General features: G+C 45.2%; 14 protein-coding genes. 11 read left to right on the forward strand and 3 right to left on the reverse strand.

Annotated elements, in window-relative coordinates:
- Positions 1-34: 34 nt before the first annotated feature.
- The 3 genes from E0D70_RS11085 (at position 35) to E0D70_RS11095 (ending at position 2,368) form a co-directional block, all read left to right on the forward strand.
- On the forward strand, positions 35-718 hold the full coding sequence (locus tag E0D70_RS11085) for a Fe2+-dependent dioxygenase (protein WP_133012355.1): 684 nt from the start codon (positions 35-37) through the stop codon (positions 716-718).
- A gap of 3 nt (positions 719-721) precedes the next feature.
- Positions 722-1,807, forward strand: coding sequence for an alpha-hydroxy acid oxidase (locus E0D70_RS11090; RefSeq protein WP_133012356.1), 1,086 nt, complete (start codon positions 722-724; stop codon positions 1,805-1,807).
- A 117-nt stretch (positions 1,808-1,924) separates the two neighbouring features.
- A complete protein-coding gene (locus tag E0D70_RS11095) occupies positions 1,925-2,368 on the forward strand; it encodes a DUF6314 family protein (RefSeq protein ID WP_133012357.1) in 444 nt (147 codons plus the stop codon).
- A gap of 27 nt (positions 2,369-2,395) precedes the next feature.
- On the opposite strand, the gene E0D70_RS11100 is transcribed toward E0D70_RS11095, so the two are convergent.
- Positions 2,396-3,202, reverse strand: a complete 807-nt coding sequence (locus E0D70_RS11100) for an amino acid ABC transporter permease (RefSeq protein WP_133012358.1) — start codon at positions 3,200-3,202, stop codon at positions 2,396-2,398.
- 87 nt (positions 3,203-3,289) lie between these two features.
- A complete protein-coding gene (locus E0D70_RS11105; RefSeq protein WP_133012359.1) occupies positions 3,290-4,084 on the reverse strand; it encodes a transporter substrate-binding domain-containing protein in 795 nt (264 codons plus the stop codon).
- A 254-nt stretch (positions 4,085-4,338) separates the two neighbouring features.
- Between E0D70_RS11105 and E0D70_RS11110 the strand changes: the two genes are divergently transcribed.
- The 6 genes from E0D70_RS11110 (at position 4,339) to greA (ending at position 11,451) form a co-directional block, all read left to right on the forward strand.
- Positions 4,339-5,166, forward strand: a complete 828-nt coding sequence (locus tag E0D70_RS11110; protein WP_133012360.1) for a hypothetical protein — start codon at positions 4,339-4,341, stop codon at positions 5,164-5,166.
- A 46-nt stretch (positions 5,167-5,212) separates the two neighbouring features.
- Complete coding sequence (locus E0D70_RS11115; protein ID WP_133012361.1) at positions 5,213-5,698, forward strand: GNAT family N-acetyltransferase; 486 nt, start codon at positions 5,213-5,215, stop codon at positions 5,696-5,698.
- Positions 5,699-5,801: 103 nt separating this feature from the next.
- Complete coding sequence (locus tag E0D70_RS11120) at positions 5,802-6,353, forward strand: DJ-1 family glyoxalase III (protein WP_133012362.1); 552 nt, start codon at positions 5,802-5,804, stop codon at positions 6,351-6,353.
- A gap of 259 nt (positions 6,354-6,612) precedes the next feature.
- On the forward strand, positions 6,613-7,743 hold the full coding sequence (gene carA, locus E0D70_RS11125) for a glutamine-hydrolyzing carbamoyl-phosphate synthase small subunit (RefSeq protein ID WP_133012363.1): 1,131 nt from the start codon (positions 6,613-6,615) through the stop codon (positions 7,741-7,743).
- 16 nt (positions 7,744-7,759) lie between these two features.
- Positions 7,760-10,975: a carbamoyl-phosphate synthase large subunit gene (gene carB, locus E0D70_RS11130; RefSeq protein ID WP_133012364.1), complete on the forward strand. Its 3,216-nt coding sequence runs from the start codon at positions 7,760-7,762 to the stop codon at positions 10,973-10,975.
- Entirely contained in the window at positions 10,975-11,451 is a 477-nt protein-coding gene (gene greA / locus E0D70_RS11135) for a transcription elongation factor GreA (RefSeq protein WP_133012365.1), read from the forward strand. The genes carB and greA overlap by 1 nt, the downstream gene beginning before the upstream one ends.
- Before the next feature lie 101 nt (positions 11,452-11,552).
- Here greA and E0D70_RS11140 read toward each other — a convergent pair whose 3' ends face one another.
- Positions 11,553-12,728 (reverse strand): aminotransferase class V-fold PLP-dependent enzyme, encoded by a 1,176-nt coding sequence (locus E0D70_RS11140; protein ID WP_133012366.1) that lies wholly within the window; start codon positions 12,726-12,728, stop codon positions 11,553-11,555.
- A 123-nt stretch (positions 12,729-12,851) separates the two neighbouring features.
- On the opposite strand from E0D70_RS11140, the gene E0D70_RS11145 reads away from it, so the two are divergent.
- Positions 12,852-13,775, forward strand: a complete 924-nt coding sequence (locus E0D70_RS11145) for a LysR substrate-binding domain-containing protein (RefSeq protein WP_133012367.1) — start codon at positions 12,852-12,854, stop codon at positions 13,773-13,775.
- A gap of 247 nt (positions 13,776-14,022) precedes the next feature.
- Positions 14,023-15,162 (forward strand): Fic family protein, encoded by a 1,140-nt coding sequence (locus tag E0D70_RS11150; RefSeq protein WP_133012368.1) that lies wholly within the window; start codon positions 14,023-14,025, stop codon positions 15,160-15,162.
- Positions 15,163-15,434 lie beyond the last annotated feature (272 nt).

A 15,434-nucleotide genomic window follows, 5' to 3' on the forward strand; every position in this document is an offset into this window, starting at 1 on the left:
AATTGCCTTTGGCTTATTTTTATAGAGAGAAATTATGTTGATCACTATTCCGAATGTACTGTCTGAGCATGAGTTAAAACAGTATCGACAACATTTGGCGGCTGCAGATTGGCAGGAAGGATCAAAGAGTGCTGGTGAGCAGGCTTTTAAAGTAAAGAAAAATAAACAATTACCCTCTAATGATCCACTGACACGCCAATTGGGCGATCATATTTTGCAAGTGTTGGCGAATAGTCCGCAATTCGTTTCTGCAGCGCTACCGCGTAAAATATACCCACCGTTGTTTAATGCTTATCAGAATGGTGGGCACTATGGATGGCATGTTGATAATGCGATTCGTATTGTGCCGGATACCCCCTTTCGACTTCGTACTGACCTATCAGCTACCTTGTTTCTTAACAATCCTAGTGAGTACGAAGGGGGGGAGTTGTGTGTGCAAGACACCTATGGAGAGCATAAAGTTAAGCTCAAAGCAGGAGATATGATTTTGTACCCATCAACCAGCTTACATCAAGTTTTGCCCGTTACTAAGGGGCAGCGTCTCGCCAGTTTTTTCTGGATTGAAAGCATGGTTCGTGATCATGAACAGCGTGAGATACTTTACGATTTAGATCAATCCATTCAAACGTTAGGGACTGAGCAAGGCTTGGATAATCCACAAGTCATCAAGTTAAGTGCCTTATATCATCGTCTTGTTCGACTGCATGTAGATACATAATTTATGAGTTCTTCTAATTCTATTAATGAGGCGCTATGCCTTGCAGATTATGAACGTCTTGCCAAAAATGTTCTCCCTCATGCTATTTATGAATATGTGTATGGCGGCGGTGCTGATGAAATATCACTCAGAGAAAATAGGGCGTCTTTGGACAAAATAAAAATATTCCCGCGTGTGTTAAAAGATGTCACCCGTGGTTCGACAGCCACGACTATTTTTGGAGAGCAGTGGCGTACGCCCATTATGTTAGCGCCAGTAGCATTTCAAAGAATGGCGCATGAGGAGGGGGAAATCGCCACCGCACGAGCGGCCAGTGCGCTTGATGTGGGTATGATGGTAAGTACTTTAAGTAGCCAGCCATTGGAAGAAATAAGCTCATATCTAACCACACCAAAGTGGTTTCAGCTGTATTGGCAACTAGACCGTAATTTTAATTTAGACTTAGTGAAACGAGCAGAGTTGGCTGGGTTTACAGCGTTGACCGTGACGGTTGATTCAGCGATTCATGGTATTCGTAACCGGGCTCAGCGTGCAAAATTTCAATTACCTGATCATGTTTCTGCTGTTAATTTAATACACCGTCCACCCTTGCCTACGAAAGAGTTTATGCCTGATGAAAGTATTGTATTTCAGGGCATGATGAGCGAAGCGCCTACTTGGGAAGATATTGAATGGTTGATAGCGCAAACTAGCCTGCCTGTTGTTATCAAAGGAATTTTACATCCAGATGATGCTCTAAAAGCTCAGAAAATAGGTGCTAAAGGGGTTGTTGTATCTAACCATGGTGGTAGAACACTAGATTGTGTGCCGAGTCCTATAGAGGTATTGCCAAGAATACGGCAGAAGGTTGGCAAGGATTTTGTGGTTTTAATGGATGGCAGTATTCAGCGGGGAACGGATGTTTTTAAAGCGATTGCTCTTGGCGCGAACGCTGTATTGTTAGGTCGGGCGCAATTTTATGCCTTAGCTGTTGCGGGTGCGCCAGGTGTTGCTCATATGTTACGTATTTTACGCGAAGAATTTGAAGTAGCGATGGCATTGTCAGGTACTGAGAAGCTGGATGATATCAATCCAGAATTATTGTATTAATAATGTTAATTGTTGAATTTATAAGTACTCCTAATTAGAGAGAGTGGCAGCACGGCTAGGGTGCTAGCTGCCTTCTTATTCGTAAACCATCTTGGCAAAAATAGAGTGTTTGTGTGCATGTATGCAATAGCAGCAAAAGACGTTTTATCGTACTTTCTGGGAGACTGGGAAGTGCAGAGAGTAATTTCGGGCTTTGGCAATATCAACGGAAAAGCCAGTTTTCAGCGTCATACCGATAATGAGCAATGGCTAGATTTTCAAGAAGCCATGGTCTTGCCGAATTCAGAACATAAAAAGCCCAATGCGTTTAGACGCTACACCTATCGGATGACGGACGCAGGGTTTGATATTTACTTTTCTGATGGCGCCACGAAAGGCGAGTTGTTCTTGAGTTTTGCGTTTACTCAAGCCAGTACCCTGACCTCTCACCACTTGTGTATCAAAGATCATTACGACGCCAAGTTTGAATTTTTGTCAGACGATAAATTTGAACTGAGCTTTTCGGTGGTGGGTCCGAACAAGGATTACTCGATTCAAACACGCTTCTCCAAGCTTACATAATGTATTCGAGTGATAGCGCGTCTTTAGTCAATGATGATCATTGCGTCTAAGGTGAGCTTCAAACCCTCGAATCATAAGAGATAGGGAAAGCGTTAGTACCAAATACATAAACGCCACGACGTTATAGGTTTCGAAAAACTGAAAAGTCGATGAGCTGAATATCTTGCCAAGCTGAGTGATGTCTTGCACACCGAGCACGGAGACCAATGCCGAGTCTTTGATCATGGCGATAAAGTCATTGCCCAATGGTGGGAGGATTTTACGGATGGCTTGTGGAAACGTAATGAAGCGAAAGCGATGCCAGTTCGACAAACCTAATGCCTTTGCTGCTTCAATTTGTCCTTTACCTACTTCTTGAATGCCCGCCCGAAAGACTTCCGCAATAAATGCACTGTAGCTAATAGAGAGCGCAAAAATAGCACGCCATAGCATGTTGAAGTCGCGCGTTTGGGCTTTATCTAATAATCCAGATTCAATGGGGATTTGTAATACCCAGTTATAGAATTTAACCAGCTCTGGCGCGCCGACAAAAGCAATGTAAAAGAGTAAAACAAGCACCGGCACGCCGCGAACAATCTCCACATAGAAGCGGCTAAGTTCCCGTGCAATGCGAAAGCGAGAAAATCCAGATAAAGCAACTAATAACCCCATCACGCTGGCTAGGAAAAAAGCGCTCAATGTCACGCCTAGCGTGGTTAACAGTCCTTTGCTTAAGGCCCCAGCAATGCGTTGGTAGCTTTGGTCTGAAATCATATGCCAGATGAGCATTAATGAAATGATAATGGTTGCGACAAGCCACCATGGGGTACGGTCTAAGGTCTTTTTAAAGGGCATAATTATCAAATAGCTAGACCGCTCTATCGCGGTTGAATGAATCGAAATTAGCCATCACACTACATCGAGTGTGATGGTTCAGAAGGCTTACTTTGTTTGGTTGTAGTCAAAAAACCATTTTTTGTTTAGCGCTTCCATGGTGCCATCGGCTTTCATGCTTTTGATTGCCGCATTAACCGGTTTCAGAAGATCAGATCCAGGGGTTAGGATAAAGCCAAAATCTTCGGAGCCAAGCGGGCCGCCGACAATTTTAAATTTGCCAGGATTCGCGCCCATGTAGCCGCGAGCGGAAGTTGAATCCATGAGTACACAATCTACGTCACCAGATTTCAATGCTTGTACCGAGGTGCCAAATGTATCGAGTAAGGTAATACGAGGGTTGTTTTCATTTCCGTCTAACACATCATAGACCGCCACATAAAAATTGGTGGTACCAGCTTGAGCGCCAAAACGAAGGTTTTTATTCGCCGCGAAAGACTTAGCATCATCAAAGCGAGTTTCATCTGCTCGCACTAACATGAATTGCTGGGATGTCATATAAGGATCAGAAAACTGGATTTGTTTGGCGCGTTCAGCATTAATAGTGATGCCATCCATACCAATATCATATTGTCCCTGTTTTACTGCTTGGATCATGGTATCCCAGCTGCTTAATTGCCAATCAACTTTGGCATTTAAACGGCGGGCAATTTCGTTCATCGCATCGTATTCCCAGCCGATGCCTTTTCCTGTTGCCGGATCTGCAAAGTTAAGCGGTGTGTAAGCATTTTCGGTTACCGCGACAATAGTTCGACCTTTTAAATTAGGTAAATTGTCTGCTTGGCTTAGTCCACTGAAAGAAACAGCGAGGGTAAGAGCAAGACATGAAATGAGGGATTTCATGAATAGTGATCCTTCGAAGGCAAATGGTTAAGGGATGATTGCTTAGGATTATACACAGGTCAAGAATGGCCGACTACGTCATCCTAAAGGGAGTTAATCGATGATTGTTATATTGTTCGCTAAAATTAGGATTAAATGGGCGTGAAGTGGCAAGTTTTTGGCCAAAAGCGTATATTCGCTTCTTTATTAGAGTTCCTAAAGTCACGATGCCAATCGGCTAGATCGTGTCATTTTTCTGAGAATATAAGGGTGCTATGACGCGCGAATTGGATCAAAAACAGTCTTTTCAGACGCATTGCTTAGCCCAGATGGGAGTAACGGTTTGGTTGTCGGCTTCTGATGAGGTTACAGGGACGGTTTTTTATCCTGCGCAACCTTGGGCAATGGATCAATCCTTTGAGCCTATTACTGAATCTATACCTAGTGCGGTGACGCCTTCTAAAGGCTTTGGCTCTGCAATGCCAGAACCTGTGGCTAAAATTGCTCCAGAAGAAAAAGAGCAATCGGTGGCGTATTTGCGCGAGCAGCTAAATGCAGGCCCTGAAATTGTCGTTGAAGATCTACAACCGATTGAAGAGTTAGCGGTTGATATAGAAGTGCCTATTGAAGCCGTGTCTTCGACGACAGCGATTACACGAATTGAGCTAAGAGGGTATGTGTTTGCGAATCAACTACTGATCTTAAGCGAAGTGCCTACGGTATTTACGCAACAAGAAGAGATTGATCGTTTAGCGTTAAAAATGGCTCAGGCGTTGTTAAAAACACCTATCGAGGAATGGGACAGTCGTGGCTTATCTTGGCCTGGTGCGTTGAGGAATCCTTATTTTTTAGTGCGACAAGACTGGTTATTGGGCGCATTAGAGAGTTTTGTATTGGGCTTCACCCAATTTTTTCGTGGTGAGCCAAAAGTAGTGTTGGCGGGTGACAATATTGCGACCTTATATGATGAGTTGTCTGCGGACTGCGCCATAAAGGCATTCCCCGTCGCGCGCATTGTGAGTTTGCCTGAACTCTACCGTATCCCCGAGTTACGCAAAGACGCTTGGCAGATTATGCAGAGTGCCTTGTTTCAAAACAGCTAGTTCTATTTTTAGCTAGCTTTCTAATTTTGACTAAAAGAAATTTGTTATGACCTCATTTATAGTGCGTCCTGCAACCTTAGCGGATGCGGCAGCGCTTATCCTGCTGGATCAAGAGTCGAATCCTCATCCTTGGAGTGCGACGCTGGTCGAAGAGGCGCTCGTCTCGCGTGTTAATTGGGTCGTCGAAGCGACTTTAAAAGAGCGCGCAGCCGACGCGCAACACAATGAGACAACACTGGTTGGCTGGTTAACAGCGTCTTTATTGTTCGAACAATCAGAGTTAGAACTGATTGTGGTGGATCAAACTCAGCGTCGCCAAGGCTTGGCTAAACAGTTATTGTCTGCTTGGATCGAACAAACGGCCGCCCAAGGGGTGATAGAGTATCTCTTAGAGGTGCGTGAATCGAATATAGGCGCGATACGGCTTTATCAATCATTAGATTTTGACGAAGTAGGGCGCCGTAAAAATTACTATACAACGGAGCAAGGGCGAGAAGCCGCGTGTTTGTTCACATTAAATGTCTGCGTGTAATGCTTATTTGTCACCTCTGCCATGCTATCTAGTCTAGAACGATGTGTGTTGTTGGTGAGTTTTTATAAAATAGAAAGCACGAATTGAAAGAAGGAATCAAACCATGAGTAATGTATTAGTCCCTATTGCAAACGGCAGTGAAGATATTGAAGCAATCACTATTATCGATGTGTTGCGCCGTGGTGGTGTTAATGTCACGGTAGCCAGCGTACATGATTCTAAGAATATTACGGCCGCCAATGGCTGTAAAATTGAAGCGGATGTGTTGTTGCCAGAGGTGGTCGGCATTCAATACGATGCCATTGTTTTACCTGGTGGCATGCCTGGCGCTGAGCATTTACGTGACTGTGAATTATTGATCGATATATTGGAAAAGCACGACATTCAAGATGCGTTGCTTTGTGCGATTTGTGCGGCACCTGCGTTAGTTTTTGGTACGCATGGTTTTGTTGCGGATAAACAGGCTACTTGTTACCCAGGATTTGAAAAAGGCCTAATCGGTGCAGAATATATCTCGGATCAGCCAGTCGTGATGGACGATAACATTATTACTGGACAAGGCCCTGCTGCTGCGATGACCTTCTCTTTAGCTGTGTTAGGAAATCTAAAAGGCTATGAAGTTGCTCAAGAAGTAGCCGATGGACTCTTGTGCTAATAGATAGTGGCCGATTATCTATTCTTGACCATAAAGTCAATTGAATTTTGAAATAAACTCAGAGTTTTTGTTAATTTACGTGGCTTTGCGGTGGACGCTAAGGGCGTATAAGAGTAAAATTGGGCAGATTTTTTGAACGCGAGATCCCTTGATTATTGATCAATGGATGAACGGCAAAAACGCAATTTCTTAAAAGCGAGATGAGCCGATGGTTCTCTCGCTTTTTTGCAACCTGATAGGCTCTAAACGGGAGGTTCCTTTGGCAACATCAGCGATTCTTGCTCTAGAAGACGGCACTGTATTTAAAGGGGTGTCGATCGGAGCAGATGGCTCCTCAACAGCCGAAGTGGTATTCAACACTTCGATGACTGGTTATCAAGAAATTCTTACAGATCCTTCCTATGCTCGACAAATGGTCACTTTGACCTATCCCCATATTGGGAATACTGGCGTTAACTCTGAAGATGAAGAATCAAATAACGTTTGGTGTGAAGGCTTGATCATTCGTGATCTTCCTTTGATGGCAAGCAGCTGGCGCTCACAAGAGTCTTTAGACTCTTATTTAAAGCGAAAAGGCGTTGTTGGCATTGCAGATATTGATACGCGTAAGTTAACACGTATTCTGCGAGAAAAAGGCGCGCTATCTGGCTGTATCATGGCTGGCGAAAATCTAGACGAAAACGCTGCGATTGCTGCGGCAAAAGCATTTCCTGGCCTTAAGGGTATGGATTTAGCGAAAGAAGTGTCTGCTAAAGAGACTTACCAGTGGACGGAGTCTACTTGGGATCTAGTAAAAGGCCATACAACCCCTGAATCATTCGATTTCCACGTGGTTGCCTATGACTTTGGTGTGAAGCAGAACATCTTGCGTATGTTGGTTGAGCGCGGTTGCCGTCTAACGGTTGTGCCAGCACAAACGCCAGCAAGTGATGTGCTCGCTTTGAATCCAGATGGTATTTTCCTTTCTAATGGCCCTGGTGACCCAGAGCCATGTGATTACGCGATTCAAGCAATCAAAGAGATTCTAGAAACAGAGATTCCTGTTTTCGGTATCTGTCTTGGTCATCAGTTATTGGCGTTGGCCTCTGGCGCGCAAACGAAGAAAATGAAATTTGGTCACCACGGCGCTAACCATCCAGTACAAGCCATTGAAAAAGGCACTGTGATGATTACCAGCCAGAACCATGGTTTCGCGGTAGACGAAGACACATTGCCTGCCAATCTTAAGATGACGCACAAATCCTTGTTCGATGGTTCTTTGCAGGGACTTTCCCGTACTGATAAGAGCGCGTTCAGCTTCCAAGGTCACCCGGAAGCGAGCCCAGGGCCGCATGACGTTGCGCCACTGTTTGATCAGTTTATCGAAAACATCAAAGCCAACAAAGCCTGAGCAGGAACGAAACACTATGCCAAAGCGTACTGATATTAAAAGCGTCTTAATTCTAGGTGCAGGTCCTATCGTTATCGGTCAGGCCTGTGAATTTGACTACTCGGGTGCCCAAGCGTGTAAAGCGCTTCGTGAAGAAGGCATTCGCGTTATCCTTGTGAACTCAAATCCAGCAACCATCATGACTGACCCTGTGATGGCGGACTCAACATACATTGAGCCGGTTGAGTGGGAAACGGTTGAAAAAATCATCGAGAAAGAGCGTCCAGATGCTGTGCTACCAACCATGGGTGGCCAAACAGCACTGAACTGTGCGTTGGATCTTGAACGTCACGGTGTATTAGCTAAATACAATGTTGAAATGATTGGTGCGACGGCAGACGCCATCGACAAAGCGGAAGACCGTAATCGTTTCGACCAAGCAATGAAGGCAATTGGTCTTGAGTGTCCTCGTGCCGGCATCGCTCACAGCATGGAAGAAGCGAAAAGCGTACAAGCCGATTTAGGCTTTCCTTGTATTATTCGACCTTCTTTCACCATGGGCGGCACCGGCGGCGGTATCGCGTACAACATGGAAGAGTTTGAAGAAATATGTACTCGTGGTTTGGACTTATCCCCAACTAACGAACTGCTAATCGACGAATCTTTGATCGGTTGGAAAGAGTACGAGATGGAAGTTGTCCGCGACAAAAAAGACAACTGCATCATTGTTTGTGCAATCGAAAACTTTGACGCTATGGGGGTTCACACAGGTGACTCCATTACTGTGGCGCCAGCACAAACACTAACGGATAAAGAATACCAAATCATGCGTAACGCTTCTTTGGCGGTATTGCGTGAAATCGGTGTTGAGACCGGCGGTTCAAACGTACAGTTTGGTATGGATCCGAAAACCGGCCGTTTGGTGGTTATCGAGATGAACCCTCGCGTGTCTCGTTCTTCTGCCTTGGCATCGAAAGCGACAGGTTTCCCAATCGCTAAGATTGCCGCGAAATTGGCAATCGGTTACACCCTAGACGAATTGCAAAATGACATCACTGGTGGTCAAACGCCAGCGAGCTTCGAGCCTGCAATCGACTACGTTGTGACGAAAATTCCTCGTTTCACTTTTGAAAAATTCCCAACGGCGAACGACCGTCTAACGACGCAAATGAAGTCAGTGGGTGAAGTGATGGCGATTGGCCGTACTTTCCAAGAGTCTTTGCAAAAAGCCTTGCGTGGCTTAGAAGTCGGCGCGGATGGCTTTAATCCTCAGTTGGATTTCTCTGAAGAAAACAGCAAAGAAAAACTTGCGTATGAGCTTCAAAATCCAGGTGCAGACCGCATTTGGTACATTGGCGATGCGTTCCGTTCTGGCATGACAATTGATGAAATTTACGCCGATACAGGTGTCGATCATTGGTTCCTTGTACAGATCGAAGACTTGATCAAAGAAGAAGCGGGTCTGGCTGATAAAGGCCTAACCGACATGACTTACGACGTAATGCGTCGTTTGAAACGTAAAGGTTTCTCTGACTCGCGTCTAGCAAGCTTGTTGCAAGTGACTGAGAAGTCATTGCGTGAGCGTCGCTACTTGGTCAATGTACACCCAGTCTACAAGCGTGTTGATACTTGTGCTGCAGAATTCGCGACCAACACAGCGTACATGTATTCCACTTATGAAGATGAGTGTGAAGCGGCGCCGACTGATAAAGATAAAATCATTATCCTAGGTGGTGGCCCAAACCGTATCGGTCAAGGTATCGAGTTTGATTACTGCTGTGTACACGCGGCGCTAGGCTTACGCGAAGCGGGTTACGAAACCATCATGGTTAACTGTAACCCAGAAACAGTTTCTACCGATTACGATACGTCGGATCGTTTGTACTTCGAGCCAGTCACTCTGGAAGACGTACTTGAAATCGTTCGCAAAGAAAAACCAAAAGGTGTGATCGTTCAGTTTGGTGGTCAAACACCGCTGAAAATTGCTCGTGCCTTGCAAAACGAAGGCGTGCCTATTATTGGTACAACGCCAGAAGCGATTGACCGTGCCGAAGACCGTGAACGTTTCCAAAGCATGATCCAGCGTCTAGGTTACAAACAGCCGCATAATGCGACCGTGCGTAGCGTTGACCAAGCCGCGATGAAAGCCGCTGAAATCGGTTATCCTCTTGTTGTTCGCCCATCTTATGTACTGGGTGGACGTGCAATGGAAATCGTTTATAACGAAAAAGAATTGATGCGCTACATGACAACGGCTGTGAAAGTGTCTAACGACAGCCCAGTCTTATTGGATTACTTTTTGAATGCGGCGATCGAGATTGACATCGACTGTATCAGTGATGGTAATCAAGTGGTTATCGGCGGCATCATGCAGCACATTGAACAAGCCGGTGTTCACTCAGGTGACTCAGCGTGTTCTTTGCCTCCTTATTCATTGCCAGCGAATGTTCAAGACGACATCCGCGAGATGATTAAAAACATGGCGCTTGAGCTTGGTGTTATCGGTTTGATGAATACTCAGCTTGCGGTACAAGACGGCGAAATCTATGTGATTGAGGTTAACCCTCGCGCATCACGTACGGTACCGTTTGTTTCTAAATGTATTGGTCGCTCTCTTGCACAAGTTGCTGCGCTAGTCATGGCGGGTAAAACGCTAGAAGAGCTTGGTTTCACGAGTGAAATCATTCCTTCTTACTACAGCGTGAAAGAAGCGGTCTTCCCGTTCAATAAATTCCAAGGCGTTGACCCTATTCTTGGCCCTGAAATGAAATCGACTGGTGAAGTCATGGGTGTGGGCGATACATTCGCTGAAGCCTTTGGTAAAGCTGTTCTAGGTGGCGGTACTGTGTTGCCAACGTCTGGACGAGCCTTCATCAGTGTTCGTGATATGGATAAAGAAGGTGCGGTTGATGTTGCTCATCGCTTGATCGAATTAGGGTTTGATATTGTCGGTACCGAAGGCACCGCAAAATTCTTATCTGAGCGCGGTGTGGCAATAAGCAAAGTAAATAAAGTAAACGAAGGACGTCCTCATATTGTTGATATGCTGAAAAATGGTGAAATTGATTATATTATCAACACCACATCAGGCACACAGGCAATTGCTGACTCTTCTGTCATTCGCCGCACAGCATTGCAGCGAAAGGTTTGTTACACTACAACATTGGCCGGCGCTGAAGCGACTAGCATGGCGATCAGCTTGAAAGGTGAAACAAAAGTTAGAAGACTGCAAGATTTGCACTTGGGGAAATAATGAAAAAAGTACCAATGACGGTAGAAGGTGAAGCTCGTCTACGTGAAGAGCTTAATCATCTTAAAACCGTAGTTCGTCCTCGCGTGATTGCGGATATCGCAACCGCTCGTGAGCATGGCGATCTTAAAGAAAACGCGGAATATCACGCAGCTCGTGAAGAGCAGGGTTTTGCTGAAGGTCGTATCAAAGAGATCGAAGGCAAGCTGTCTGATTCACAAGTAATCGATGTGAAATCTGTACCGGCTTCCGGCAAAGTGATTTTCGGCACGACCGTGACACTTTTTAATGTGGATACAGAAGCAACCGTAACCTACAAAATTGTAGGGGATGATGAAGCCGACGTGAAAGTGAAGAAGATTTCTTACGCTTCACCAATCGCGAAAGCCATCATTGGGAAAGAAGAAGGCGACGAAGTCGTTGTTAAAATCCCAAGCGGCGAAGCAACATATGAGATCGAAAAAGTCGAATACCTGTAATTTGTATTAGACTTATTTAGTTCTTTAAAAAGCCATGATGTGAAAGCATCGTGGCTTTTTTTGGTCTTGTGTCCCATCCGAAATTGTTTTACATCGCTTCTTTAAATCAGGCTCTTTAATGCGGCAATAAGCTGATCCATTTCATTCTCTGTATTGTAGTAATGAGGTGCTGCACGCATGACCGTTGGTAGGTTTCGAGATTCAGCATCAAGTCTTGTGCTCGAAGGGTCAGACGCACCTATGATAATATTTTTATGTCGAAGTTGAGGCACGGCATTGCTTGGTGTTTTCCCATCAATGGTAAAGCTGACAATAGCGCATTGCTCTACGCCTAAATCTCGAATGAGAACACCTGGCATGTCAGACAGCTGGCCGCGTAGGTAGTTTGCTAAGTGCCATGAACGCTTTTGAATGTCATCAAGACCTATTGCCATGGCGTATTCTGCTGATGCAGATAAACCTGATCTGAGAGCATAAGAGTTTTCCCAGTTTTCAAAACGTCGTACGTCGCCTCGTAATTGATACTGATCTTTCGCTACCCAAGGGGCTGCAAAGTGATCAATTACGATAGGTTCTAAGCCCTCGATTAACGCTTCTGTAACATAAAGAAATCCTGTCCCTCTAGGCCCGCGAAGGAACTTTCTTCCCGTCGCAGAGAGAAAATCACAACCTAGCTGCTGCACATTGACTGGCATTTGACCCACCGCCTGACAAGCATCTAACAAATAGGTAATACCATGGCGCTTAGCGATTTTTCCTACTTCTGCTGCTGGATTGACTAGTCCTCCATTGGTAGGGATCCAGGTGATTGCAATCAGAGCACCCCGCTCATCTATCATTGCTTCAAGCGCTACAGTATCAATGGCTCCCGATTCATCGCTTGGGATAACGTCGATTACAATGCCATCACGCTTTACTCGCTGTAAATAAGCCACATAATTTGCGGCATACTCTGCTTCACAAGTCAGTACTCTATCGCCTGCTTTTGATGGCAAAGCATAAAAAGCATGACACCATGCGGCTGTCGCATTTTCCATCAGAGCAATTTCATGTTTTTTTGCTCCGATCAGAGTCGCAATAGACTGATACGTCGCCTCCAGTTTTTCGCTTTCTTCCGCTTGAGCTTCGTAGCCGCCCATGCGAGCTTCGAGCAATGTATGATTAATGATCGCATCAATAACTGGCTGGGGCATAAGAGCAGATCCAGAGGCAAGTAGATGAATGCTGTTATCTACCCCAGGGGTCTCAGATCTGATTTTTTCGATATCAATGGTCATTTATAGACTGCCTAATGTTTAGCTTGTCGAAGCAGGCATTACACAGTGGATAATGAGTACTTACAAACGATTTAAATAATTGCTAATCTTTACATAATGTAAAGATTAAAGAGTGTCTAGCTAATGAAATTACCACCATTAACCGCTCTGACTTATTTCAATGCGGCGGCGTCGCATATGAGTTTTAAATCTGCCGCGATGGAATATCATGTGACAGAAGGCGCCATCAGCCGCCAAATTAAGCTATTAGAGGATTACTATGGTCTGCCATTGTTTGATCGAGTTGGACGCGGTGTTCGGTTAACCGATATCGGGCGTCGACTATTGGCCGTCAGCCATCCGGCAATGCAGGATATCTCTCAAGTATCTGAAGAAATATTAGGTTATACCCCAGCGCTTACGTTGTCGGTCACCACGAGCTTTGCCATCCGTTGGCTAATGTCCAGACTGGCAGACTTTGAATCTATCTATCCAAACTACCCCATTAACCTGCAAGCAGACGGAAAAACGCATCAAAGAGAAGGCAGACGCTCCGATGTCAGTATCGTTTATATGTTGGGGGATCCTTATGATTCAAAAGTGGTCATTCCTGACAGCAGTCAATTCATTATGGCGGAATGGTTAATGCCAGTATGCTCACCGGCTCTGTTAGCAGGTGGTAAGCCAAAGCGGCCTTCAGAGATGGAGCAATTTAAATTGATATTTAATGAGCTAACCGGACGTGACTGGCGCCTTTGGCTCGAATTTGTTCCAGAGGCCAAAGTACTGTTGGATACAGCGATTCGTTTCGAACATGATGATACCGCCATTCAAGCCGCCGTCGCTGGGCACGGCGTAGCGCTCGCGAATATGGCTTATATCGGTAAGGAGCTACAAGAGGGCCGCTTGGTACCTGCTGTACGTTCTGCCCCCATCGCCATTGGTGCGCATTATCTTGTGATTGAACCAAACAGTGCAGGCTTACCTTATGTAGAAGCATTTAGATCATGGCTTTTGGAGCGTGCAGCCGAGTTCTCCGCTGAAAAAAGTAGTGCGTCTCCAGAGTAAACGATGCTTAAGGTGTTATTTTTGATTCATGAACTTTGATTCATTGATGTTAAAAGACCTTTTGTTTTTCTTCCTGAGTAATAGGCTTAGTTTGCTCGCCTATTAGATGAGCGCTTTGCATAGGGTGGAATGGCGCTGTATCTCGATCTGAAAAGCGCAAAAATTAAAATGAGCCGAATAAATATCTTATTCGGCTCAAAATATAATGTTAATATGAGCCGAATAATTCACTTAATCGGCTCATATTATGAAATACAGCTGGCAACACCCTGATTGGCCAAATTTTATCTTTGACGAAACACAATGCCGAAATGCCTTGTATCAGTACGCGTTAGAGGCTGGTCGTTTGTCTGGTGGAATGAGTCAGCTTGAAAATAACTTGCAGTACGATGCCTATATCGACCTCATGGTGAGTGAAGCTATCGATACCAGCCAGATAGAAGGCGAGCGTTTGGACCGTGAAGACGTGCGTTCCTCCATCAAAAACTTTTTAGGTTTGAGTAATCCACCAACGCGAGTCACCGATCCACGAGCAGAAGGTATCGCCGCCTTGATGGTCGACGTGCGTAATAACTTCGCTGGTGAGCTCACAAAAGCCACTTTGTTTCATTGGCATCAATTAGTCCTTCCACAGCAAGAAGATAGCCTATTGCCTCGTAATCTAAATGTTGGGCAATGGCGAGACTCTGAAGAGCCCATGCAAATCGTCTCGGGCCCAATTGGCTATGAGAAAGTACATTACGAAGCACCGCCAGCTCATCAAGTCGAGACAGAAATAAACCGATTTTTAGATTGGTTTAATCGCTCTAACCCATTAAAAGCAGAACGAGAGATTATTCTTGCAGGGCCAGTTCGCTCGGCGATTGCGCACTTGTGGTTTGAAACTATCCATCCATTTGATGATGGTAATGGCCGAGTAGGGCGAGCGATTGCTGAAATGGCCTTGGCTCAAGACCTCAACCGACCCCCATTATTAAGTTTGTCTACGATCATTGAGAGAGACAAAAACGCCTATTACGATGGACTCAACAAAGCCAGCCAATTTAATTTGGACATCACCGACTGGGTGATATGGTTCGCCGATTCCGTTCTATTAGCGCAAAAAGAAGCGTCTCAGAAAGTCGACTTTGTATTGAAGAAAGCCAAGTACTGGGAAAAGCATCAACACACCGAACTGAGCGAACGCCAAAAGAAAGTGCTTAACAAACTCTTTAATGCAGGATCGGACGGCTTTGAAGGTGGACTAAGCGCCAAAAAGTACATCAATATCACTAGCAGCTCCAAAGCCACTGCCACCCGTGACCTCGGCGACTTGCTTGAGAAAGGCTGTTTGTACCGCCTTGAAGGCGGCGGCAGGAACGCGAGGTATGGGTTGAGATTGGCGTAAACGGTTTGTTCTAGCTACTAGTTCGATTTGCCCAGTAGTTTTGTAGTGGCCAGTTTTACTTGACCACTACAGTTTGCAGAAGCCAAGCGACGTTTTGATGAGCTAGGCGGTTTTACTTGGAGTTTAAAAGCGAAGAGAAACGCCGCTTGGGTTGGTTTGTTCGACTCAGGCTTGGATTAACCTGTTTGATTTAGGCTAGATGTTATCTAAATAGAGTAGCGTCAAGTGAACAGGCTAAACAAAAACACCAGCAACGGCTGGTGTTTTTGTTT

Origin of the sequence: Marinomonas flavescens (genome assembly GCF_004352835.1) — a bacterium.
GTDB classification, from domain to species: Bacteria; Pseudomonadota; Gammaproteobacteria; order Pseudomonadales; family Marinomonadaceae; genus Marinomonas; species Marinomonas flavescens.

Coding starts and splice junctions, on each gene's coding strand:
- E0D70_RS11085 (WP_133012355.1), top strand. CDS start 35: ATGTTGATCACTATTCCGAATGTACTGTCTGAGCATGAGTTAAAACAG.
- E0D70_RS11090 (WP_133012356.1), top strand. CDS start 722: ATGAGTTCTTCTAATTCTATTAATGAGGCGCTATGCCTTGCAGATTAT.
- E0D70_RS11095 (WP_133012357.1), top strand. CDS start 1,925: ATGTATGCAATAGCAGCAAAAGACGTTTTATCGTACTTTCTGGGAGAC.
- E0D70_RS11100 (WP_133012358.1), bottom strand. CDS start 3,202: ATGCCCTTTAAAAAGACCTTAGACCGTACCCCATGGTGGCTTGTCGCA.
- E0D70_RS11105 (WP_133012359.1), bottom strand. CDS start 4,084: ATGAAATCCCTCATTTCATGTCTTGCTCTTACCCTCGCTGTTTCTTTC.
- E0D70_RS11110 (WP_133012360.1), top strand. CDS start 4,339: ATGACGCGCGAATTGGATCAAAAACAGTCTTTTCAGACGCATTGCTTA.
- E0D70_RS11115 (WP_133012361.1), top strand. CDS start 5,213: ATGACCTCATTTATAGTGCGTCCTGCAACCTTAGCGGATGCGGCAGCG.
- E0D70_RS11120 (WP_133012362.1), top strand. CDS start 5,802: ATGAGTAATGTATTAGTCCCTATTGCAAACGGCAGTGAAGATATTGAA.
- carB (WP_133012364.1), top strand. CDS start 7,760: ATGCCAAAGCGTACTGATATTAAAAGCGTCTTAATTCTAGGTGCAGGT.
- greA (WP_133012365.1), top strand. CDS start 10,975: ATGAAAAAAGTACCAATGACGGTAGAAGGTGAAGCTCGTCTACGTGAA.
- E0D70_RS11140 (WP_133012366.1), bottom strand. CDS start 12,728: ATGACCATTGATATCGAAAAAATCAGATCTGAGACCCCTGGGGTAGAT.
- E0D70_RS11145 (WP_133012367.1), top strand. CDS start 12,852: ATGAAATTACCACCATTAACCGCTCTGACTTATTTCAATGCGGCGGCG.
- E0D70_RS11150 (WP_133012368.1), top strand. CDS start 14,023: ATGAAATACAGCTGGCAACACCCTGATTGGCCAAATTTTATCTTTGAC.